The organism is Paenibacillus sp. J22P277 (assembly GCF_059383675.1).
Genome location: NZ_JBXENS010000014.1, coordinates 40,861 through 62,588, shown reverse-complemented (window position 1 = coordinate 62,588; position 21,728 = coordinate 40,861). Strand labels below are relative to the sequence as shown.

Annotated in this window: 23 protein-coding genes; 16 read left to right on the top strand and 7 right to left on the bottom strand. The window is 45.4% G+C overall.

Annotated elements, in window-relative coordinates; translation table 11 throughout:
* Nucleotides 1–225: 225 nt before the first annotated feature.
* Both AC50YL_RS34560 and AC50YL_RS34555 read left to right on the top strand, forming a co-directional pair.
* Nucleotides 226–441 (top strand): hypothetical protein, encoded by a 216-nt coding sequence (locus AC50YL_RS34560; protein ID WP_494837916.1) that lies wholly within the window; start codon nucleotides 226–228, stop codon nucleotides 439–441.
* A gap of 24 nt (nucleotides 442–465) precedes the next feature.
* Nucleotides 466–1,992: a DNA cytosine methyltransferase gene (locus tag AC50YL_RS34555; RefSeq protein ID WP_494837915.1), complete on the top strand. Its 1,527-nt coding sequence runs from the start codon at nucleotides 466–468 to the stop codon at nucleotides 1,990–1,992.
* A 342-nt stretch (nucleotides 1,993–2,334) separates the two neighbouring features.
* Here the strand turns inward: AC50YL_RS34555 and AC50YL_RS34550 are convergent, their stop codons facing one another.
* Together AC50YL_RS34550 and AC50YL_RS34545 are read right to left on the bottom strand one after the other, a co-directional pair.
* Nucleotides 2,335–2,748, bottom strand: coding sequence for a hypothetical protein (locus AC50YL_RS34550; protein WP_494837914.1), 414 nt, complete (start codon nucleotides 2,746–2,748; stop codon nucleotides 2,335–2,337).
* A gap of 355 nt (nucleotides 2,749–3,103) precedes the next feature.
* Nucleotides 3,104–3,538 (bottom strand): TlpA disulfide reductase family protein, encoded by a 435-nt coding sequence (locus AC50YL_RS34545; RefSeq protein ID WP_494837913.1) that lies wholly within the window; start codon nucleotides 3,536–3,538, stop codon nucleotides 3,104–3,106.
* Nucleotides 3,539–3,713: 175 nt separating this feature from the next.
* Between AC50YL_RS34545 and AC50YL_RS34540 the strand changes: the two genes are divergently transcribed.
* Nucleotides 3,714–3,875 carry a glycosyltransferase family 2 protein gene (locus AC50YL_RS34540; RefSeq protein WP_494837912.1) on the top strand — a complete coding sequence of 54 codons (162 nt, stop codon included), beginning with the start codon at nucleotides 3,714–3,716 and terminating at the stop codon, nucleotides 3,873–3,875.
* Entirely contained in the window at nucleotides 3,865–4,638 is a 774-nt protein-coding gene (locus tag AC50YL_RS34535) for a glycosyltransferase (protein WP_494837964.1), read from the top strand. The genes AC50YL_RS34540 and AC50YL_RS34535 overlap by 11 nt, the downstream gene beginning before the upstream one ends.
* Before the next feature lie 183 nt (nucleotides 4,639–4,821).
* Here AC50YL_RS34535 and AC50YL_RS34530 read toward each other — a convergent pair whose 3' ends face one another.
* Nucleotides 4,822–5,877: a DUF1835 domain-containing protein gene (locus AC50YL_RS34530; RefSeq protein ID WP_494837911.1), complete on the bottom strand. Its 1,056-nt coding sequence runs from the start codon at nucleotides 5,875–5,877 to the stop codon at nucleotides 4,822–4,824.
* Between the two features lie 151 nt (nucleotides 5,878–6,028).
* Between AC50YL_RS34530 and AC50YL_RS34525 the strand changes: the two genes are divergently transcribed.
* From AC50YL_RS34525 to AC50YL_RS34500, 6 genes are all read left to right on the top strand, one after another.
* On the top strand, nucleotides 6,029–6,358 hold the full coding sequence (locus AC50YL_RS34525) for a PadR family transcriptional regulator (RefSeq protein WP_494837910.1): 330 nt from the start codon (nucleotides 6,029–6,031) through the stop codon (nucleotides 6,356–6,358).
* Nucleotides 6,355–7,056, top strand: a complete 702-nt coding sequence (locus AC50YL_RS34520; RefSeq protein ID WP_494837909.1) for a VanZ family protein — start codon at nucleotides 6,355–6,357, stop codon at nucleotides 7,054–7,056. The genes AC50YL_RS34525 and AC50YL_RS34520 overlap by 4 nt, the downstream gene beginning before the upstream one ends.
* Before the next feature lie 1,261 nt (nucleotides 7,057–8,317).
* Nucleotides 8,318–8,677 (top strand): hypothetical protein, encoded by a 360-nt coding sequence (locus tag AC50YL_RS34515; protein WP_494837908.1) that lies wholly within the window; start codon nucleotides 8,318–8,320, stop codon nucleotides 8,675–8,677.
* A 91-nt stretch (nucleotides 8,678–8,768) separates the two neighbouring features.
* Entirely contained in the window at nucleotides 8,769–8,969 is a 201-nt protein-coding gene (locus AC50YL_RS34510; protein ID WP_494837907.1) for a hypothetical protein, read from the top strand.
* 89 nt (nucleotides 8,970–9,058) lie between these two features.
* Nucleotides 9,059–9,310: a hypothetical protein gene (locus AC50YL_RS34505; RefSeq protein ID WP_494837906.1), complete on the top strand. Its 252-nt coding sequence runs from the start codon at nucleotides 9,059–9,061 to the stop codon at nucleotides 9,308–9,310.
* Nucleotides 9,311–9,529: 219 nt separating this feature from the next.
* Nucleotides 9,530–9,787, top strand: a complete 258-nt coding sequence (locus AC50YL_RS34500) for a hypothetical protein (protein WP_494837905.1) — start codon at nucleotides 9,530–9,532, stop codon at nucleotides 9,785–9,787.
* Nucleotides 9,788–10,353: 566 nt separating this feature from the next.
* Here AC50YL_RS34500 and AC50YL_RS34495 read toward each other — a convergent pair.
* Nucleotides 10,354–10,785 (bottom strand): hypothetical protein, encoded by a 432-nt coding sequence (locus AC50YL_RS34495; RefSeq protein WP_494837904.1) that lies wholly within the window; start codon nucleotides 10,783–10,785, stop codon nucleotides 10,354–10,356.
* Between the two features lie 173 nt (nucleotides 10,786–10,958).
* Nucleotides 10,959–11,750, bottom strand: coding sequence for a copper amine oxidase N-terminal domain-containing protein (locus AC50YL_RS34490; RefSeq protein ID WP_494837903.1), 792 nt, complete (start codon nucleotides 11,748–11,750; stop codon nucleotides 10,959–10,961).
* A 431-nt stretch (nucleotides 11,751–12,181) separates the two neighbouring features.
* On the opposite strand from AC50YL_RS34490, the gene AC50YL_RS34485 reads away from it, so the two are divergent.
* Entirely contained in the window at nucleotides 12,182–12,748 is a 567-nt protein-coding gene (locus AC50YL_RS34485) for an RNA polymerase sigma factor (RefSeq protein WP_494837902.1), read from the top strand.
* The gene (locus tag AC50YL_RS34480; protein WP_494837901.1) at nucleotides 12,720–13,940 is read left to right on the top strand and encodes a DUF4179 domain-containing protein; all 1,221 of its coding nucleotides are present in this window, start codon (nucleotides 12,720–12,722) and stop codon (nucleotides 13,938–13,940) included. Before AC50YL_RS34485 ends, AC50YL_RS34480 begins: the two co-directional genes overlap by 29 nt.
* A gap of 290 nt (nucleotides 13,941–14,230) precedes the next feature.
* On the opposite strand, the gene AC50YL_RS34475 is transcribed toward AC50YL_RS34480, so the two are convergent.
* Nucleotides 14,231–15,424: an RCC1 domain-containing protein gene (locus tag AC50YL_RS34475; RefSeq protein WP_494837900.1), complete on the bottom strand. Its 1,194-nt coding sequence runs from the start codon at nucleotides 15,422–15,424 to the stop codon at nucleotides 14,231–14,233.
* Nucleotides 15,425–16,412: 988 nt separating this feature from the next.
* On the opposite strand from AC50YL_RS34475, the gene AC50YL_RS34470 reads away from it, so the two are divergent.
* Entirely contained in the window at nucleotides 16,413–17,648 is a 1,236-nt protein-coding gene (locus AC50YL_RS34470; RefSeq protein WP_494837899.1) for a hypothetical protein, read from the top strand.
* A 153-nt stretch (nucleotides 17,649–17,801) separates the two neighbouring features.
* On the opposite strand, the gene AC50YL_RS34465 is transcribed toward AC50YL_RS34470, so the two are convergent.
* Complete coding sequence (locus tag AC50YL_RS34465) at nucleotides 17,802–18,203, bottom strand: hypothetical protein (protein ID WP_494837898.1); 402 nt, start codon at nucleotides 18,201–18,203, stop codon at nucleotides 17,802–17,804.
* 775 nt (nucleotides 18,204–18,978) lie between these two features.
* Between AC50YL_RS34465 and AC50YL_RS34460 the strand changes: the two genes are divergently transcribed.
* The 3 genes from AC50YL_RS34460 to AC50YL_RS34450 all read left to right on the top strand — a co-directional run bounded on the left by AC50YL_RS34460 (nucleotide 18,979) and on the right by AC50YL_RS34450 (nucleotide 21,697).
* Nucleotides 18,979–19,494 (top strand): GNAT family N-acetyltransferase, encoded by a 516-nt coding sequence (locus AC50YL_RS34460; RefSeq protein WP_494837897.1) that lies wholly within the window; start codon nucleotides 18,979–18,981, stop codon nucleotides 19,492–19,494.
* Between the two features lie 1,191 nt (nucleotides 19,495–20,685).
* Nucleotides 20,686–21,312, top strand: coding sequence for a hypothetical protein (locus tag AC50YL_RS34455; protein WP_494837896.1), 627 nt, complete (start codon nucleotides 20,686–20,688; stop codon nucleotides 21,310–21,312).
* 127 nt (nucleotides 21,313–21,439) lie between these two features.
* On the top strand, nucleotides 21,440–21,697 hold the full coding sequence (locus tag AC50YL_RS34450) for a CPCC family cysteine-rich protein (protein WP_494837895.1): 258 nt from the start codon (nucleotides 21,440–21,442) through the stop codon (nucleotides 21,695–21,697).
* The last annotated feature ends 31 nt before the right edge of the window (nucleotides 21,698–21,728 follow it).

Below are 21,728 nucleotides of genomic sequence, written 5' to 3'. Positions count from 1 at the left end.
CCGGTGGTCAAGGGGCTTTCGCGGCATAGCCTCCCTGACGGTCGGTATTCCACGACCCCTTGACGCATCGAGCCATCTACCCCCAGCACGACGCTTACGCGCCGCGTGGGGACCCCTAGATGGCGATCGGGCCGCGTTTTTTCAAAACGCTCTTTGGTATTCGTTTGCCAAGCGGCAAGCTGATGGGCCGCAAGTCTATTTCATAAACCAGGAGGTCGGAGACGAATGACAATCACGAACTATAAGCGGCTGGTGCAAAACCACATTTACATGGTGGAGGATTCAGAAGGGGAGAGGCACCGCCTGCAGTTTCGCGGCTATGGCTACAACGCGGAGTGGTACGAGGACGAGCTGGTGTTTTGGGAACCCGGCACACGGGACGTTATCTGCTGGCCGGCATGCGAATTTCAAGGCGCGACTATTGTTTCGGACGCATCCTAATTCACCTAGAAGGAGCAGTTGCCCATGTTAATTAAATCGAGAAACGCCAAGCTTTCCACGCGCGGCATTTACCTGCAGGACCGGCAGTTGCGCGAAACCGTCTTCCAACCCGGCACGCGTTATACATACGTCATCGACAACGCCAATCGGAAGATCGTTATTCTGCCGAGTGAGGAGGGCAACACCGTTTCGAAGCGTGATGCGGTGCGGCCGGTTTTAGACATCCGGAATAAGGAAGCACTAGGTGCCTTCCAAGGCTGCGATTACCTACAGGTCGAGATTTTCAATGAGCAGATCGTCGTTAGCGGCTATCTCGAGCAGACCGAGACGCTGCTGTCCCAAACAGAGCGTTTGGTCAGGCAGTTCACGCCATCCAAGCAAAAGGTCCGGGACATCACGGATTTGCTTCAGGTCAAAAAGAAATTTGAGGTTGTCCTGTCCAAACAGGATCTGGCTCGTGTGGCCGGCGGCTATGAGCAAATTGCTTTTGACTTCTCGGAGGTCGAACAGACGTCAACGTCCTTTCGCCGTGCATCATTTACGCATATTGAGCAGGCGCTTAAGAACCTGCACCTCCCACTGCTCGTGGATAGCCTGTTCAGCGGGGCTGGATTGCTTGACCTGGGCTTTATCCAATCCGGGTTCGACGTTGTCTACGCGATCGAAAAGGACCCCGAGGCGGTCATGACTTATCGCGCGAATATCGGGAAGCACATTGATGAAGCAGATATCACGAAGATCGATTTCGCCAAGTTCACTTCGCCGGTGATGATCGGCGGCTCGCCGTGCCAAGGCTTCAGCAACGCCAACCGGCAGAGCAGTTTTCTCGATAATCCGAATAACCGACTGGTGCGCGCATTTATCGCTGCCGTGAAAGCGAACGCCAACTGCCAAATTTTCTTGCTGGAAAATGTTCCTCAAATCCTGACTGCCGGCGACGGGCGGTTTAAAGAAGAGATCCTGGATGAGCTGTCTGCATTCGATCTCACCTACGGGAAGCTGAACGCTGCTGATTACGGCGCGCCCCAAGCCCGTGAACGAGCCATCTTCATTGGCTCCAAGATTGGACGGATCGATTTACCGGAACCGACGCACGGCGGTCGGCACGTCTCGGTTCGAGAAGCGCTTGCTGGGCTGACGAATCAGACGCCCAATCAGCTGGACGTTTCGAAGCATAAACCCATTACGATTAAACGCATTAAGAATGTTCCACCCGGCGGAAACGTGTTCGACATCCCGCAGGCTATTCGGCCAGCCGGCCAGCACAGTGACCAATATAAGCGCCTGCGCTGGGACATGCCTTCGGTGACGATTGTCAATCCGAAAAAAGCAATGCTTCTCCACCCGGAAGAGGACCGAGCACTGTCCGTTCGCGAATGTGCCCGGATCCAGGGCGTTCCGGATGCCTTTGTTTTTCACGGATCACTAGGTGCACGGCAGCAACAAGTCGCGAACGGCGTACCGATCGCTCTTACGAATGCGATCGCGAATGTCATTCGTCAAGCGATTATGAGGCTGAATCTTCGCCAGCGCCCGAGACTCGCTTATTAAGCGGTCAGGGAGCTGGTTTTTTCCGTCCGGCGTCCGGAAAAGGTTGCCCAGCTATTCGCTGGCCTTTGATTGTTCAAGAGAATAACACGTAAAGGAAGCCATCGCGGTCGCGATGGCCTCAAGATGAAAGCCAACTACATTTTCCTCTAAAGTTGAAAATCGTGGTCAAACTCAGCACGATCGCATAGCTCCGCCAGCCTGCCGGCTGGATAAGAAGCTGCAGGCAGATGCAAAGAGCACGGCGTCAACATATAGTTGTATCATCCTTCCCGGTAATTGAGAAAGCTGCCCGCCGATTGACCTCTGCTGTTAAGGCTGTTCACTATTTGAACTTTGATTAAGTCAATAATGACAACTTACTTTATCCCAAACATTTGAGTACGTATTCCCTTCAAAAATACACACCTGGCTAATCTTCTTTCCACTCCCGAGAGTAAAGATAATGTCCTCATATGTAATTTCATTCCCGTTTTCCAAGAATGTCATATCCACGTGGCCAGTACATGCGCAGGCATCATCAAAATCAACATCCAAATTTTGAAATGAAATGGGATAAAAACCATCCTTACGCATCTCATCTAACTGCTTTGCCCATTTCTCTTTAGGAGCTGCAAATGACCAGAGGCTTCTAAGTATTCGCCAGTTACTAATTCTGTAAAAAAAGTCTTGGCACTCTTCTCTGCGGTTTTCACATCTATTGTAACTGAAATCAGATATATGCAGAGCAACAAGATGAACGGACCAATTATCAAACATGACACCACAATTACCCATTTTGAAAAACGATTCAAGAGACCACTCCTTTTAAAGGACTACATCGTTCTCTCTTGAAGTATTCCCAATTAATACACGAATTGTGACATCTCTTTATAATGCTACTCACTAGCCCGTTAATTGAACAAAGGCAGTCGAACATCCTAGCCGAATACCTTCGAGTTTTGTTTGTTCAACAATCGTACCCGGTAGCTTAATCTCGTTTCTTAGAAATAACATTCATTTTATCCACCCTATACGCTGTATGAGCCTCTCATCGAAATGTCATTCGATCAATTACTCCATTTATCAATAAATTTTTCTATTGTCTTCAGAGTGACCTGTGAAGTAATTTCTCTTAGTATTCCATAAAGTTTTGAGGAAAAGTATGAACCTTGTATAGATCCGAAACCTTTCCTTGGCGATCCATTAGAATCGGGAATTCTAAGTTCTGACTTTTTACAAATTCACGTGCATCACGTTCTTTATCATACTTTGTAGAATTTACAGAATAAATTTCTATCTGGTCTCCATACTTCTTGTATATCTCTTGTAATACCGGAGCTTCCTTTTCACAAGGCCAACACCAAGAAGCCCAGAAATTTATTAGTAACATTTTATTTCGTTGCCCATTAACTTTGTAGGTTTCACCATCAAGTGCAGTTAATTCAAAAGCAGGAGCCTTCTGATCACTATTTGGTTTTACATTGTTGATTTTAGATAAATTATTGACAATTATAAAGATAATTAAAGCACTAAAAATACTTAATATTAATATAACTTTCAGTTTCAACTTAGCACCTCATTGCATGGTAGTCCTTCTATGCCTGTCCAAGGTATCTATATCGCAACCAATTATACCATATTTTAGAACTATGCTGCCCGTTAGTTTAGTGTCCCGTACACCATCTAATGACAATTCATATAATATAACATGTTGAAATTTATTTGTGTGAGGAGGGTGCACAGTGGCGCCTTTAGTTTCGGTCGTTATCCCTTTTTATAATTGCCCATTCGTCAATCAAGCTCTCCAAAGTGTTCTTAATCAAACGTATGATAACATTGAAATTGTTTTGGTTAATGACGGATCAACTAAGAATGAATCTCTGTTAAAACCTTATTTGCATTAAATACATCGAAAAAGAAAATGGCGGAACTGCAACAGCACTAAATACAGGTATAATTAATGCAAATGGAGAATACATTGCTTGGTTAAGTTCCGACGATTATTTCCATCCAGAAAAAATCAGTAAACAAATGTCTAGCTTATTAAAGAACAATGGACGCTTTAGTCACACTTCTTATGTATTAATCGATCCCCAGAATAATTTAATAAAAGGTTTAAATGGAATGAACTTTCCCCATAAAAAGTATTTAGCTGCAACATTGATAAGAGGCTGCATAATCAATGGATCATCTGTATTAATTAAGTCTGATGTCTTCTCAAGTATTGGTTTTTTTGATGAGAATCTTCGCTACGCCCATGACTACGAAATGTGGCTCCGCTTACTACCGCATTATGAATTTTATTATTTGCACGAGGATTTAGTTAATTATCGCGTACATGATAATATGGGTTCCAAAACACATCAAAAAGAAATCGATCAAGAAGTACAGCTGATCCAGAGTATGTATCTTCAAGTTTTCAATGGATTAATAAATGAGGTGACGGAGGCATTTAATGAGGAAGTGTATACGGCTACATCGAATTTGATTAATACATTCTGCAAGGACACAAACGAGTTAAAGTTAACTGAATTTAGAAAGAGAGCGACGGAACTTGGGAGGAAATATAATTTCACATTCGATGAATTGATCCAATTGTACCAAAGCAGCAAAAGTAATAAATCTGAGGCTAGACAACAAAATGACTTCAAAAAATTATTGTCATAATAAACGGAAACTCTTCTTTTGAAGAGCCAGCTTTTTATCTCCCATTAGAAATATGTCCGCTGGATCCTCCCTATAAGAAAGTGGGGCAACTTCAACATCCACCGTTTAGTACCAAGTATAGCCTGTTAGCGTAAGGAGTGCTGTCACACGGCAGCACTTCAGCATTGAGCAATCTCGTGCCCGTTAGCTTAACCTATGGGTACCTAATTTAACGGAAAACTGATGCGGAGCTCCCGGTAGCCCTCTAAATGCCAGAATTCCTTGGTTGATTAAGATCCAGATTCTATAGGTTAGAAACGAATATCCTACGAGTTGTTGCGATATTTTATAAAACCTTATTAGGACACTTCCTGCTTTAATAAATCCATGCTCATCTTGTTTGTGTTCCAGTTCTATCACCGACCTTACAATCACTGCATCTAGGGCACTCTCATCACTGCCTCTAACTGTACCTTCTTCCCACAAACGAAGCACATGATCTTGCCCCGTGAGCATAAGCCATTCTGATTCGTACCTTCTTCTTTGGTCTTGTTTAAGAGGAATGCCTTCATAATAATTTCTAACGATTGCCTGGTAATGTTCTCGGTCGATTAAACCACTCGCGTATGGAGTAATCTCATCTACGTTTTGCATTCTTGTAGCGTTAAATAGCTCCGTCACATTTACAACATGAATCGGCTGTTCTCTTTCTCTTAACAAATGCACTGCGAAACGTAAGCCTGTTTGATCATGGGGATTGTCCGCGTACCAAATGACGATATGCTTATTTTCTGGAATGCTTCTTATTGCTGTTATCATATTCTCAAGCTTATGTTCTTGGTTCGACTGTTGATTATAAGAGTAATCACTATCGTGTTCCATCATCCAAAGAAACCTTTTCTCCTGTCCAGTTGTTGTATCCAAGTCAGATATTGGCCCGACTGAAAACACATCATTAAATGCCAAAACCTGGCACACTTCCCGTTTCCCGACTTTATGGAGAGATAGTAATAGCGAACCTTCATCAGAGAGGCTAAACACAATATGGACGTAACGTTGGAGCGCATCTATCTGCAATTTTTGGTTACGCTTCGCATCTATTTGTCCTTGAAGCAGGTTAATAACTCCCTCTGCTAATTTTTTTTCTTCAATCCCACCGTCTTGATGATAACGATCTACTGTAGCTAAAAAATTATAAAATAACTGCCGTAATTCATTTTCACTCAGTTGGTAAGGCAGACTTTTGTAGAACTCATCCATGTATTATCCTCCTTATGGGACCATCTCTCCTGCATGTTACCATATGTTGGAGTTAAAACTGCCCGTTAGTTGAACGAAGTTAGCCTATTAAATGATCCCGACGCTTGTATAACGACATAGGTCGTTATACAATGTAAAAGAGGTGAAAGGCATGGACAAAGAGATTTTGAAAGGCAGCATCGACATACTTCTGCTCTCCGTTATAGCTCGTAAGGATACTTACGGCTACGAGATTGTCCAGCAGTTGAAAGTTCTCAGTCGAGATACGTATCAAATGAGCCAAGGGACACTCTATCCTGCACTCAAAAGGCTTGAGAACAAAGAACTGCTTCGATCCTATTGGGTCGACAACGACGTAAGCGGACGGAGGAAATTCTACACGCTTACGGAAATAGGACGGGCGGAGTTGACCGACAAACTGGCAGCTTGGGATCAAGTACATTCACTTATCCAATCGTGCAGAAGGGCGGGCTTTGCATGAATGACTTTGATACATATTTAACGCATATTCTTAAGAATGTTGATGCTTCGTCGGAAACAAAGAATGACCTGTACGAAGAGTTCCTCGATCATCTGGAGCAACTACGTAAGAGCTATGTCGCAGAAGGCGCGCTAGATACGCATGCGATTAAGCTGGCAATTGCCGATTTCGGTGAATCGGGCTTGTTAGGCGGACTGATCAACAAAGCGATATCACCAAATCGCAAATGGCTGCAATCCTTGACGTGGTGCGTCTTCGCAGCTTATGCGATAGTCGTTGTTTACCAACTGCTTTTGAACCAGATGCGGCTTCAAGATCGCCGTTACATATTGCAATGGGCACCTCATCCTAACTTGACTCCATTTCGCAGCATACTGCAATACGCCAACGGTTTCCAACATTACAATTTCGATACTTGGTTCTTTAATCTATTCGGCAACGTCTTGCTCTTCGTTCCTCTAGGTTTTCTACTGCCGATCTTGTTTGTTCATGTACGGCGGTTCTTATTAATCATCACCTGGACGTTGATTGCCAGTCTCGTCATCGAGCTGACCCAACTCGGGGCACGGCTCGGATTCTTCGACGTTGATGATCTCATCCTGAACGTTCTCGGCGGTGCAATTGGATACACAGTGTGGAGAATGATCGTTGCGGGTTGGCGGATTACGTTAGGGAAGATCCGTCCTTCACTGGACTAATTGAATTAAAAAAAGCACATCGAATCTAACTATTAGCTTTACATGACCGCCGATCTTTAAGGCGGTCTTTTCGTTGTGCTATCGTTTCCCGTTAGTGCAATGATTACCACAAATTTGTGTTATCGCATGGAATACGCAACGATGATTCTTCAATTGTTGAATTTTCTGATCTGCATAATCAAGGAGGTAAACCTTTTCCTGACAAGTTTGAATTATCCTTAGCCGTTTATATGAATGGGGTAGCTGAACCGTTCAATATTGCTATTCCTGTTAGTAAAAAATACGACAAGCAAGCAAATATTGCAGCCCAATATCAACCGCCACTTTGGATTCCCCCACTATCTCCGCGTTTATTTCAGATTAAATTGTAACTATAAATGTATAAACGCCCAATACATCGCCATTTGATTTAAATGCTTTAACTTGGGCTGTTCCTTCACCAATCATAGTTGCTTTTATTACCACTTAGTGAAGACGTTCATATCTTCCATCGTACAGCCTCTTACCACGATACGTTTACCCCCTCAGACGTAGCCATTCATCAATATATTCGTTCTTCATTCATCTTGTCCTTTTTCAGCTTCGACTTCACAAAAAAACGGAATTCTCTTTGGATCCCGCAGCTCGATCAGTCGGGAGGACCGAGCGAACGACCGGCTCTAATTCGGGCAAAGGCGCCCGATTAAGAGCCGGTAGGTTCCATCGCTTCTCTTTACCTCGTTTGCGTTCCGATGCAGGGCACGCGGCCATCATTCCCACTACGCTGCCGCTGCGTTTCAATCATGGCCACGCCGGGAGCACGGCATCCTGTCTGGCGACAGCATGCCGCAAAGCCGCGGGCAAAGCGAAGAAGTAAGGGCGGACGGCAGCCAGCGCGGGAGGGAAGCCGGCGCAGGCGAGCCGCAGCTGTTACGTTTCAAGGCCCACATTCGGGTTATAACGAAATCCGTCATCCTAGCCAACCGCATCGAACCTTGCCGTGCAAGGGCGGCTTATCTACTATCGCCGGCCCTGGCGGGCAGACCCTTGCACGGCAAGAACCGAATACGGTGATCATGGCTCTGACGGCTTCGTTATACGAATGTTTGGCTCCTTGAAAACTAAATCAGCTTCTTCACGCAGTTCGCCAGCGGCGGCGTCCTGTGCGCACCACCGGCAAGACCTTAAAGAAATCCACTCATTGCCGCTCGGGCTAGACCGGCAATCGTTGCCGAATGGGGGGAAGCTCAATTCACCACTACATGTAGGAGGATGATCTAATATGATGAGATTCGCGGTTTTGAACAGCAATCGGCTTGTGGAATTAGTGGTTCATGGTTTTCGGGATGCGGAGGCGTTCCGGGACGAGCAAACGGAGCCGGGCGACGAATGGAGCATTATGCCCATCATGACGATGCAAGAGTTTCTGCTAATCTCGAAGGATTTTTGCGGGTTTACGGAAGGACGGCCGACGGTTCTCTATTATGACCCAGCACGCGGTACGGTCCTGGGTTACGTGTATTTGATCGGTTCCTGGGACGAGTTCCAGTTGTGGAGCGGTAGGCGGTACCGCGATTATTTCACGCCTGTTCCAACGGGGGGATTTCGCGGACCCGGTACCCGATCATCCTGGATTGTTTGACGACGGGGCTGCGCCGGAGTCTGAAGACGCTGGCAGCCAGCCTGACCGGGAAGACGTTTGCACCAACGAAACGATGAGGGGGAATTGAAACTTGAAAACGAAAATGCAAATGCTTCGAAGCATTTCAGTTCTAATGCTGATGGTCAGCGGCACGGAAGTGGCAAAGAGAGCCGAAGCCGTCATGAAGGAGCAGCTGGCGCGCACGACGCGCAAGCAACTAGAAGCCCTATACGACGAGCTGCAGCAAGAGCTTAGAGATGGCTTTATCCGGCGAGGATTAAGCCGTGTGTAGGTTCATTTTAAGGCAGCAGGGCTTTGGACCAGAATGTTCACGGTGTTGATAGTAAAGCATCTTAATGCTATTCGAGAGGATGAAGCCAGTTGCCCAAAAAAGGACCGCGCACGTTTTACGTTGTCTTCGCAAAGGACAAGAACGGCACGATTTTGCTGGTCGGGATCTATGGCCGCTGGGACGTGGCTTTTGATGAAGCTCAGCTGCAGCGGACATGGGGGCATAGTACGGCAATGCGGGAACTGGTCAATAACACGCGGTATACCTGCGTCATGGATCGCCTGATCTGGACCGCACCAAGCAATGAAGCAGGACTCTGCGAACAGGAGCGATTGTCATGATATTGAAATGGACTGTATTTGCATTTGGCCAGTGCACACATTGGAAGCCTGCCGTTCCGGCAACCTTGCACTCGAGCAGAGATACCCGAATTGCGAGGCACAGTTAGATAAAGTGGATCACCTGGAAGGCCAAGAAGGATTTGAGACCGCGTAAATCTGTATCACTTGTCAGGATGATGGTTTCTACATGAGCAAGGTCAACAAATAGGAGGGATTTCTATGGGAGAGATCGTGAAATGCTTGTACAACGTGGCCATTTGGGACGAAGAGGAAGGGGAGGATCCAAGCGTCTACGGATATGCGGTTGTTGCTGTTGACAGTAGGGAAGCTGAAGAGATCGCTATGCGAAATCACTTGGATGAATACGGCGAAACCGAAAACGCGAAAGTCGATGATGAGCTGACCTATGAAATCAGCTGCGCGCCGGATAAGGATGGCCATCTTTATATGGTTATGATCGCGAAGCAACTGAAGTAACCCATTTTGGTCGGGGCATTGTGTCCCAACGATCGATTGAGAGCTATGACGGAATCCCGGTAGCGAGCTGCCCGGCTTGCCAGCGCACAGATCAAGATAAGCGTTGGGACATGTCTTCAGTCACGATAGTGAATTCGCGCAAAGCCGTGCTTTTATTCTCAAGAAGACAGGATGCTATCGGTTCGTTGCGCCTAGGACTTATTGAACCCGATGAAGCAGAGCAAGCCATTAAGGAGATGGAACTGAATAGGATAAATGGATACAGAGGCCAGGGAAATCGGTTTCCAAGGCCTCTTATTTTTGCTGTGGTTGCCTGTTAAAAAATGGTTTTGTTGATGCATTTATTTATGCCCTGCAATCCCAAAGGAGCGAATCGGATTCGAGAGGTAAGCATGGCGAGCCCTAAAAGTCCGTGCGCCGGATTTTCGTGCTTATATGGTAACCCAGCTAACCGCTGGCTTTTGAATTTTTACCAGCTGCCGCACGGCTATTGCAAAAAGAAGCCATCGCTGTCGCGCTGCCTCGATGTAATAGGCCGCAGTCAAGCTGGAATCGCAATTTGACTATCAGCGGCCCAGTGATTTGCGTTTCATTTCTATCAGTTCATCTACATTTTTTAGTTCTATTTTTCCAATCCCTAATTCAATTAATTGATTAATGATGTCCTCATCAGAAGATAGGATGGTAATTTTCCCATCTTTTGTGTTGATTACGCCAATCTCCATGAAGCCATCAGGCGGTACAATGCGTTTATAAAGCACATGCAGTTTATTCCAGCCTATGTCTGATATATTACTATAGACAATAATTTTTTCTTTTTTTGCGATAAAATGATTTTCTCCAAGTGAGCCAAATACACGATAGTCATTTGGTAAAATTAGACTGTCACTTGAGGACTCCCTGTAATCAGTTAATATTTTTTTTGTACAATCAGTTAGAAGAATAATTGAAACTAAGATTAGCAATAGATACCTCAAATTTTTAATCGCTACATTCATGAGTTTCCTCCCTCAAACACATCGCTGATTGCACCTTATATTGGAATCCGATCGTTTGTTTTTAAGCTATTAGCTAGAATCGCGTAATGAAAAAATGGAGCAGTTGCCGCCGGCAAATTGCTCCAAATTGCGTCGTACCCGTTAGCGTAGTAGATTGCAAGAAAGAATAGCTATTATGGCTCTCTTCTTCCTACAGAAATGATATATGCGGCATTTTGAATATCAAAACTTTGAGTGACAGTAATTGAGGCAGATTTCTTTACCTCAGGCAAATTCGGATACATCGGTCTGGAATAGGAATCGGTAGAAAATCCACTTTTGTTTTTAAATACGACCAATGGATGAATGTCAGATTTTCCTTCTGGAATATCTTCACCAGATATATTCCGGGCAGTTATAGACAACGAATGCGGAGTCAATTTAAAGGAACTTAGATCAAACGCACCGTCTACATGACCGGAAGTGAAATCATTGCCTTCAAAATCTTTAAATGGCTGCCCAACTGCCACACGTTCATCCGTGATATGAAGTAACTGCAGTTTATTATCCCATTTATATTTTACATCCGAGTAATCCAGAAACAATTGGATCGGCAAAAACATTGCGCCGCCTCTTAACATCGGTACTGTATCCATTGTAATCACTTTGCCGTCAACTGTGGCGAGTTTTGAAGCGATGGTTAATTGAAACGTATGGTTCAGTAAAGCTACGGTAGCTGTTTTAGTCGAGTTCTCATAAGAAACAGTTCCACCCATCAAGTCTTGATTAGCGCGCAGCGATAAAAGCAAACGGTTATTGGCATCGACAAATGGAGGAGAGGGCTGGGTATATAGAATATAGTAGTTACCGATCTTTAGATGGATCGGGATACCGCCTTGTCCTTCCGCGTGTACAGTGTTCGCTGCTGTGAAGACAGCAATGCAGGCGAAACATAAAATAAACGCCTGTAGTGCTCGTAATTTCATCGTTCATCTCATCCTTTCAAGTAATACAATTTTATAGTGCTGGTGGCAATCAGAATGGTGTAAATTAATGCTCCACATACAATTTCCCATTTATCCCCTATACGCTATTACAATGAATTTGTTGCGCTAATTTGCCCGTTAGCATAATGAAAAAGGAACAGTTGCCGGCGGCAAGCTGCTCTATGGTGCATTCAACTAATGTTCCTCGTTAGCATAATGAATTTTTATGAACAACACATTACCCTCTCCTTATTGCGAAGGAAAGAATTCCAGAGAGCCACCTGAATGTTTTACCCTAATGCCCCACAGCTGCACCTTTATTTTTCACGGTTCAATATGTTTTTCAGTCTACTACTTAATTCTCACAAGGGACTTGTCACAAATCGACATCAGGTTTTGTTATAAGTATCAAAGGGGGATGAACGAAACAAATGAATAAGCAGCAAGAAGTGAATGAGATAGACATCAATAGTGTCGTATACCGTGTTCAACGCGGCGACACCGAAGCCTATGCCCTTGTTATTCAACATTTTCAGCGCAAACTATTTCTCTACTGCTACTATCTGCTTGGAGGTCGAGAAGAAGCGGAAGATGCCGCACAGGAGATATTCATTCGCGGGTTCATCCATATTGGTAGCTATACGCCTGGGTCGTCTTTCTCTGCCTGGCTGTACAAAATTGCACACCATCATTGCATCAACCTCTTGAAGAAACGAAGCCGCAGCTTGAAGTTTTGGGCGGGCTACCGCGGGAAGGACGAGGCGGACCACGAGGAGCGTTACACGGATTACATTCATGAGCTGCTCGCATGCCTGAACAGCGAAGAACACAAAATCTTGTTGTTGCGCGCCTTGGAGAACTATTCCTATGAGGAGATCGCTTCGATCATGGACCTGAAGCCTGCCGCTGTGCGTAAAAAATACGAAAGACTTCGCAAGAAACTTAAGCAAACCCAGGGAGGAACTACATATGAGTATGCCATCAAGCACGGAGGATAGAGATTTCACACGCCTGCAGGCTATGATCCACAAGACGGAGGTCGAAGTGGATCTTGTGGAGCGGACGATGAAGCGCTTGTCAGCGAGTGCGGGAATAGGGTTAGGTTCAGAGGCAGCGGGCACGCCTTGGCAAAAGGGGGGAAAACGGATGCAGACGAGGAAGAGAATGACCGGCATTACAGCCGCCGTAGTGATAGCCATAATTGCCATCGCAGGTACTGGCTTTGTGTCTCCCACGATGGCAGCGTCGCTCAAGCATATTCCCGGCCTCACCTCCCTGTTTCACGTCGCAGGCGATCTCGGGCTTAGGACAGCAGACGAACAAGGGCTTGCTACCATGCAAAACGTAAGTGTTACACATGGCAACGTTACTTTGCGGGTGCCGGCTACGATTTATGACGGTACGCGTGTGTCTGTCGGCCTTGAGCGCGAAGTGACGGCTGAGGACGGAGACGGGAACGGACGGTTAACGAGCCATTCAGCAGAAGGGGACAGGCCGCAGATGGATGCTTCGTTGCAAAGTGCGTTGAATGGAACGGAACTGTACATCAACGGAGAACCACTCGGTGTTTACGGGTCATCTGTAGGAGCAAACATCGGTGGTTTCTACACCCAACCGGGCCAGGATCGTAATTCCGCCATTTTGCAATTCTCGGATGTGAAGAACCAGGGTGGGAAACCATTTCCTGATAAGTTCGAGCTCACTTTGCGCACCGAGGTCGCAGGTGTGGACGAGCCGTTCGAGCTGAAGATACCGGTGGAGAAGAACACGAAGGACAATGTGGTAATGACGCCTGCCGTGAGCCGCGACTATGGAGATTTGGGAGTAACAGTAGAGAAGATCGAGCTCACTCCAATCACCACTGATGTGACGCTTCGCATCGTTCTGCCTGAAGGCCAGGCCATCTCTTCGACGCCGCTCGTCCGGTCGCTTGGCTACGATCTGTTCGATGAGAACGGGCATAGATTGCAGCCGGTGTCAGGCAATGGATGGCACGCTTCCGACGGGAACGTACTAACCGAGGATATGCGATTCGAGCCCTTCGCCTCGCTACCGAAAACGATTACGATCAGACCATATGAGTATGTCTATCAGAATAAGGGCAGCAATCTATTCAAGCTAGATGCGGAAGGGAAAGTAGTCGTCACGTACATTCCGGAGCTGGAGTTTACGCTGCCGGTTAGTCAGTAGATCAAAAAAAAACATATCTCTAAGAATTGCTTGGTGAACGGACTATGATTTGCAAGTTAAGAAAGAGTGGTTGTTCGGAAAGTCATCACGTTGACTTTCCGAACAACCTAATATGGTTGAAGGCACAGGTTGTTTGGCTAGATGCGAAATGAGGGAAAAAATTACGGATGTTGTATTATGCTGCCCGTTAATGTAATGAAGCCGCCTGTCTTGCCGGCAGCTTGGTCATAGTTGTTTATTGAGTTATCCTTTCCCTCTAGCTTAATCATTGTCGCTAGCTTTAACTGGTTTTATGAAGTTGTTGTCTCTCCAGAGACTTGCACCGATGGTACAAGCAGCTCGAAGAAGCCTGAAAGGTCTGGCGCACCGGATGTATGGTCTCCGCCGACCGTATCTCGATTACCTGCGATCACGAGCGTGCCATCCTGCTTCAATCCAAGTGTATAAAACGTCGTGGCATCGATCTCCACAATTTCTCGCCAGTCGTCTACGTTACCTTGGCCGTGGGAATTATCGCCTGTGAAGACGACGGTTCCGTCCCGCTTTAACCCGATGGTGTGATCCCAATCCGCGGCGACTGCGACGATGTCTTTCCATTCCCCGACGTTGCATTCCCCGAACCTATTTGTTCCTGCGGCAACGACGGTGCCGTCCCGCCTCAAACCGACGATATTATGCTCTCCGGCGGAAATTGTCGCGATGTTCGTCCATTGTCTTGCTTCATCCAACGCCGTCTTCATCTCGAGTATGAGGTCGTTACCTCCAGCGATGACCACAGTGCCGACTCGCTTCACACCGGCTATGTAGGAACGAGATTCCGCAATGGTTACAATGTTGTTCCAATCGTTTATAGATGTAACTTCTTTCGGAACCATATGCGAGCTGGCGGCACGCACGGTGCCATCCTCGAACAGCGCGACTGCACTCATCGGATAGTGGCCCTCGTACGCGGCCACGTGTTTCCACTCTTGTGTCGCCTTAATGACCGGAATCATCGTGCCAGTCGAAACCACTTGACTATTTTCAAGCTCTCCAATAGTGACGGGATCCGTCGTGACAACGTCCCCAATTTCGTTAATACTGGTTAAATAGCCGTCGAACGCAGAGATTGTCATAACCGAACGCCAGTTGTTCGCCCCCGTCGCACTCCCCGCTGCATCGAGTTCCGAGACCGTACCATCGCTCTTGATCGCCGCAATATGATAATCGCCGTCGGCCGCGATCGTTCTCCCGTTCATGATATTGTACAACTGTGACCTTAAGTTTAAGCTATTTTTATAATTCCCGATTTCAGCTAATACACCGACTGCTTGCGGATAGCTATGATTCTCTATCAAGTCCAGCGCGTTGCGATAAGTGTCCTCATCCTTGCTATTTCCCTCGCATCCAACCATCAAGACGAGTGCCAAAACGATGCCGATGCGAACACCTCTATTCACGGATCCATTTCCACTATTTAATTTGCGCTCCTTTTTATGACGCATTCCGAGTCTCCTTTAGCAACAGTCATTTATATTATTGACGTGTCGGGTAATCAATTGTTCAACTTCACAATACTGCCCCAATAGCTTAATGAGGCCACCCGATAAATCCCTCGGTGGCCTCATGATGTGTTCTTTGTGTTATCGTACCCGTTAGCTTAACTGATCTACGTTTTGTTTATATGTTGCAGTCACAACGCAAATCAGAACGCTTAGCACACCACAGAGTATATATGAAAGCGTGTAATACGACGCTGCTTCACCACGTATGAACATCATCGTTGAAATTCCATTCATCGATCCGTCACCGCCACCAAGCACTAATAGATACCCGATGAAGAATATCAATAAGCGTTCGCTAATAACTGGAATCAGACTTATTAATACTGCACCTGACCGTTTATTTACAAAAAACCTTTTTACGTAAAAGCCTGCAATTAGATACGGAACTATTATTAAAGGTGTCCCAACAAACATACCAGCTCTATACAAATTATGATCGATGGGCTGCTGAAAGATGGTTCGATACAATATCGAACAGGTAAACAGCGTTAGAAAATAGCATGACGTAATGACTATCCAGCCTCCTACATACTTTGCCAACATGTTTACCACCTTTCATCAACTCAACATACGCTGATACGAAGATTACTGATACAACCACTCTGCTTACATCAATGGATACCCAATAGTATTATACACTTTTTTCCACAAATGTTTGTTCAGTTATCGTGTCCCGTTCGTATTAGCGTAATCTGCCCGTTAACGTAACGAAAGGCCACCAGATTAGCACCCCTCATGATATTGACCTATCGGCCCCCTAATAGGATAGAACATTACATAGAACATGATTCCGGTCACCGAATTATTCCGTTCCTCGTCGCAACCTTGCTCATCCAGGCAGCGTCTATACGTTCGATAAGGCGAACAAGGACTGTCGGACAACCGGGCAGCCGCATTCAAACACAGAATGCACCGAGGAGGAGGAGTAATGATGCAGCGAAATATACAAACACGCAGACGCGGAATAATCGTCCGCGCTGCGCTTGCTGCGGCAGCTGCCACGACGCTGGCCTCAGGAGCAGCCGCTTATGCAGCGCCTACCGTAACGGACGTTCAATATCATTATGTGTACACAAATGCAGGCACGGGCGAGACCTTTTTTAATGTGATGGAAAATATGAACGACGATACTTGGAAGGGGCGCGTGCTTCTACAAACGAAGGATGGGCAATGGGAGATGCTCCCTGATGAAATCGCCGGTTTGTCCCAGCCGATTCAGAGCCCTTACGCCGCCAGTTATTCACAGGTCCTGTCGCTGAAGCGATTCGACGATGCCTACTATGACCCGGAGGCGGCTGAGTTGGTAATGGGAAGTCTGTATCAGAACTCGCCGAGTGGGAAGTGGGGCTTCAAGTATATCTTCCATTTCGATAAGTTTCCGGCAGAGGGTGGATATAGCAAGGGCTATGGGTATATGAAGAGGGTTGCCGTCCTGCTGAAAAACAACCAGAACGGCGTCATTCGCCAAATCGGCGACCTTCCATCCATGCCGCAGTATTTCTGGCTTCCGGACGGCTCGCTGATGGAGCAGCGCTTCAGCAAAGCGGACCGGCAGAACGAAATTGTCCGGATCAACCCGGATAACGGTCTGGCGAAGCGGCTCATGCTCGGCTCGCTTGAAGCGTACAGCAGTGGACAAAAAGAGATGTTGTTCACGCGCAATGAACCGACGCGCACACCGCAAATCTATGATTTTCGGACAGGGAAAATTCGCCCTGCCGGCAAGGGCGAGGCTAATGCGCTGAGGGAGAGTTATCAGAGCGCCCAAACGAGTCCCAGCGGCAAGCCGGAGGCGCCCGCAGTTCCGGCCGACCTGGATATCGACGCGCTGCCAGTGATGGAGACGTCATCCCGTCAGCTATTTGAAGCAAATGTGTTGGTGGACGGCAAAACGATTCCGGTACCGTATAGCTTCTTCGGTCTGGACTTCAAGCTCTACGTGCCGGTGCAGCCTATTGCCCAGGCGCTTGGCTGGAAGCTGACCAATCTCCCGGGAGACGAATACAGCTATTCGATTAAGACGAGTCATCAAGAACTGTTTGTGGACAAGACAAACAGCCTGATGTATAACAGCCGTTTGTTCGTCAGACTGGACGCCATACAGGCCGCCGGCTACACGAATTCCGGCATTCAGTGGATTCAACCGGCTGACAATCACAGTTAAGTATTACTCGTCTCGTGTCTGCCGCACCAACAAGGCCCCGCCGAACTCCGGCAAGAGCCTTGAATTTAATTTTGAGAAGAAGAAAAGGAGTTGCCGCGGCAGCTCCTTTGTCAAATGTCTTTCATTAGCTATTTCGTTCTCGTAAGCGCAGAGCTAATCTTTAGTTTCTACACGATGTTCCTTTGCATCTTCTTTTCTTATTTCAGCTATTGTTTTACCGGTAAGCGCTGCTCTTCTAATTAATGCTTCTTCTGGACTTAAAAAAGTTACTTTTTGTTCCCCAGCCGTAGCATTAGGATACGCTCTTTCTCCACCTACGATTCCTCCCGGACCAATTGAAGAAGGCATCATATATTTCGCTTCGAATTCTTCTATCAGTTCATCCCTTTTATCTCTCCCTACAAGAATCCAGGTTTCGTCTTGATATCTCGTTGACATCAATTTTTCTGCTATATCTACTCTTATGCCTTTACTAAGCGGTGTGAATCCTAAACAACCTGTAAGTATAATCAAGCTTGTAAGTGCTATAATCATTCGTTTTACATAAGAGCTCATGATCCGGGCCTCCGCCTTATTCATCAGGATGTTTGCTACTTCCCATTATTTGACGCTAGTGGAACGAAATTGTTGCGTCAGCCTGCTTGTTGGCTTAACGCCTTGTGCCTGTTTTAACTTTAATTACACCGTTTATTCTCCAGAGACGGATGGCAGGGAGCCGTTGACCAGCTCTCTTTCTTTTTTGCTTATGCTCATCTTGGATTGTCTGCATGGGTCTTCCTCGCATCACTCGTGAGCACTTAGTGTTCCTTCTGTGCCTATGCTTCACTTTGATTGTCGTTCATGTTCATTTCCCACCTGCAGGTTTCGTCTTACTCCTTTTGGATCCCCCAGCTCGTTCAGTCGGGAGGACCAAGCGAACCACCGGGTCTACGCCAGGCAACCCCGGTCTGGCTTAGACCTGGTAGGTTCCATTGCTCCTCTTTTCCTCCTTTGCGTTCCGAAGCCAGGCACAGATCGTCGTTTCCACGCCGCGATATGCTAACGGGTACGATAGTTGAATGGAGACGCAACGGCAGCCGGCAACACGATCGGCTGCCGTTGTCCATTGAAGTAACGGGCAGGATACGTTAATCATCTCATTAACTAGAAAATCATTCATATAGTTTTTTTGTGCTATAATCTTCCATATTAGAAAGGATTGAGAACAATGTAGTCGGGCATAGTTCGGATTCTCGAGCGAGATCTCCACCTATCTTTCCCTAAACTGTTATCTGTGAAAACTATTAGTCTGTTTGATAATAAGAAGTTTATAAGAGGGGGAAGACGTTTAATGTGTGTACCTGTTGAAATTCGGCAAATGATGCAAACTGACATCGAGTTGGTTTTTAATGGATTGTCTGGTCATGATGTTAGTAAACCTCTGGATTATATCGAGAGATGTTGGAGGGAAAATTCAAGCCAAGAAAGAACAACATTTTTGGCTCTATGCAACGATGAATTTGTTGGATGGGGACATCTTGTTTACAAGCCAGAATACGCATTTTTTATGGTTAATGGGATTCCCGAAATCCAAAATTTTGACGTAATACCGCCATATAGGAAACATGGTGTGGGTTCTAAATTAATAGATGCCATCGAAAGGTATGCTTTTGATACGTATGATGTCATTGGTATTGGGTTCGGACTTTATGCTGATTATGGCACTGCACAAAGAATGTACATTAAACGTGGCTACATTCCTGACGGCAGAGGATTTATGTACAATAACTTACCTGTTGTTCCCGGTAGCGTCGTTCGGGCGGACGATGATTTAGCTTTATTTCTTACTAAAGTAAAGCCAGAATAAGGTATTGAATTTTAGCCGCCTGCCCATGATAAAACTTTTCTTTAGCCGCCGCCGCCAACCAATGTCGGGTGACAAGAACATTATCTCATTAAAAGCCGCGAATATCGCGGCTTTTTGTATTTATGGGATCAAGTTCTTGTCAAAACCAAATGACAAGAACTTGATCCCATTACCGAAATTGACAAGAACTTGATCTCATTCCCGCGAACAGCTTGGAATTCGCATTAATGAAGCATCAAGCGAGAAATAACCGGCCGCGCTACGTTGAACTAACGGGCAGGTTAATGTAACTTTATGGTAAAAGGTACGTCTAATAAGTGCGGGTAGGAATAAAAGGCTAAAACTGTTAGAGCTATTCCGGTTAATGCAAACATCATTACTATCTTTTTTTTTCATAAAACTACATTCTCCTTAAATTTTAGTATTGCATCGTTGGAGGGATGAAATTCCTTGATATTCAAAAAAATTATTGTTGCTATTGTATCGTCCATATTCATTACCATTTTATTTTCTTTCTTTGCTTCAACTCCAAAAAACTTGTTTTTATCAAATATCCCATTTCTTTATTTATATGTAGCTCCGCTTACAATACTAATTGGAGTACCATTTTCTACATTGTTCAGTTATCTGGCAACAAAATCTAAGCAACCAATAGCGACATCCTTAGCACTTCATGTACTTTTTGCATTACTTTTCATATTGGTAAGTCCTTCATTTATTTTTGTTTCCATCCCCTCCTCTCTATGTTTCTTTTTTGGTGATATACTTTGGGGTTTTGCTAAAAGGTGAAATGATCAAGCTGACCTATGCACCGAGTGGGCTCATTATTCAACTAACTGGGAACGATAGCAAGACTGCCGGCAGTATCAGACAAGCGATAAATCAATGATTGCCAATAGAAAGCAGCTTGTGTAAAGAAGGGTGGAATCAACATCGTGAATAAAAAAGCAATCCTCGTTGTTGTTATTACTTTCTTACTTTGCGGGGCGATCTATTTATTTTTCTCTGGCCTGCCTACCGCTAAGCGAAACATGGCCAACGACGTAAAAGAGTACCTTGTCACAGAGCAACATTCAGCTAACGGGCACGAGATAGCACAATGCTGAAGGGCTGCCGTGTGGCAGCCCTTCGCTACGCTAACGGGCAGTTTAGTTCCAATATGTGGTACTATTGCTTGTGGGGTGATTACTTATGAGTTGGTTACAAGGAGGGCCATTTTTAGAAATTAGTTTTATTATGAATGAACCAACCAAGATAGAAAAAGTCGTCTCTGAGCTGGAGAATTGTGACGTTAGAATAGAAGTTCACAATCCTACGGAATACCTCCAACAATACTACGAAGGCTTTCTTTATGACGAAGACGATCATAACAGTGTAATGATTCATCATATAACACTTAACTTAACTGTTCATACTACCCGACAGCGGAGAGCTTTACTTTTTGTTGAGAAAATAAGTTCCGATCTATTATCATTTTCTATTTGTTTTTATGGTGCTTCAGTTGATGCTCTGGAGTGGGATCAGCCTGGGATAAAAGGTGAAGAGTTAGATGAGTTCATACTTCTCTTGATCTCAATGTATAGGATGTTAGGTTTTATTGTTGGCGGACTAGCTATAGAAGAGGATATCAAGGGTCTTTTTAATGTTGATGAAGGATGGCCAAATGAACAATATAACTTAGCTAATCTTAATTTTAAAGATAACCTACAAAAATTCCAGGCCATCCTAATTGGGCAGACTTTAAAGGGCAAAATACCTGATAATAAATATACGCTAATTGATAATTCAGGTCTGCTTTTTCTAAACGTGCGAACTTAGCTTTGAGCTAACGGGCACGTTAGTTCAACAAGCACGAAATTAGTCGATTAGGAATGATCAGCTTTGGTTATCCGGATAGCTTGGTCCAAAGCTTAAATCACTCCTTTATATAGGAGGGTTAAATACGATGAGGCAAAAATGTCCATGTTGCGGTTATTATACTGTAGAGAGTGAAGATGAAGTTATTGTAGATATTTGTGATGTTTGCTATTGGCAATACGATATTGTTGCACATGAGATACCTGATAAAAGTATTGGTGCTAATCACATTTCATTAAATCATGCCAGAGAAAATTATAAGCTCTATAGCGTATGTCGGAAAGAATTTCGCAACCAAGTTAGAGAACCGGTAGAAGAGGAGTTGCCTGAAAATAATAAGGAATGACACGTTGGGGAGTAAACTAACGGGTACGATA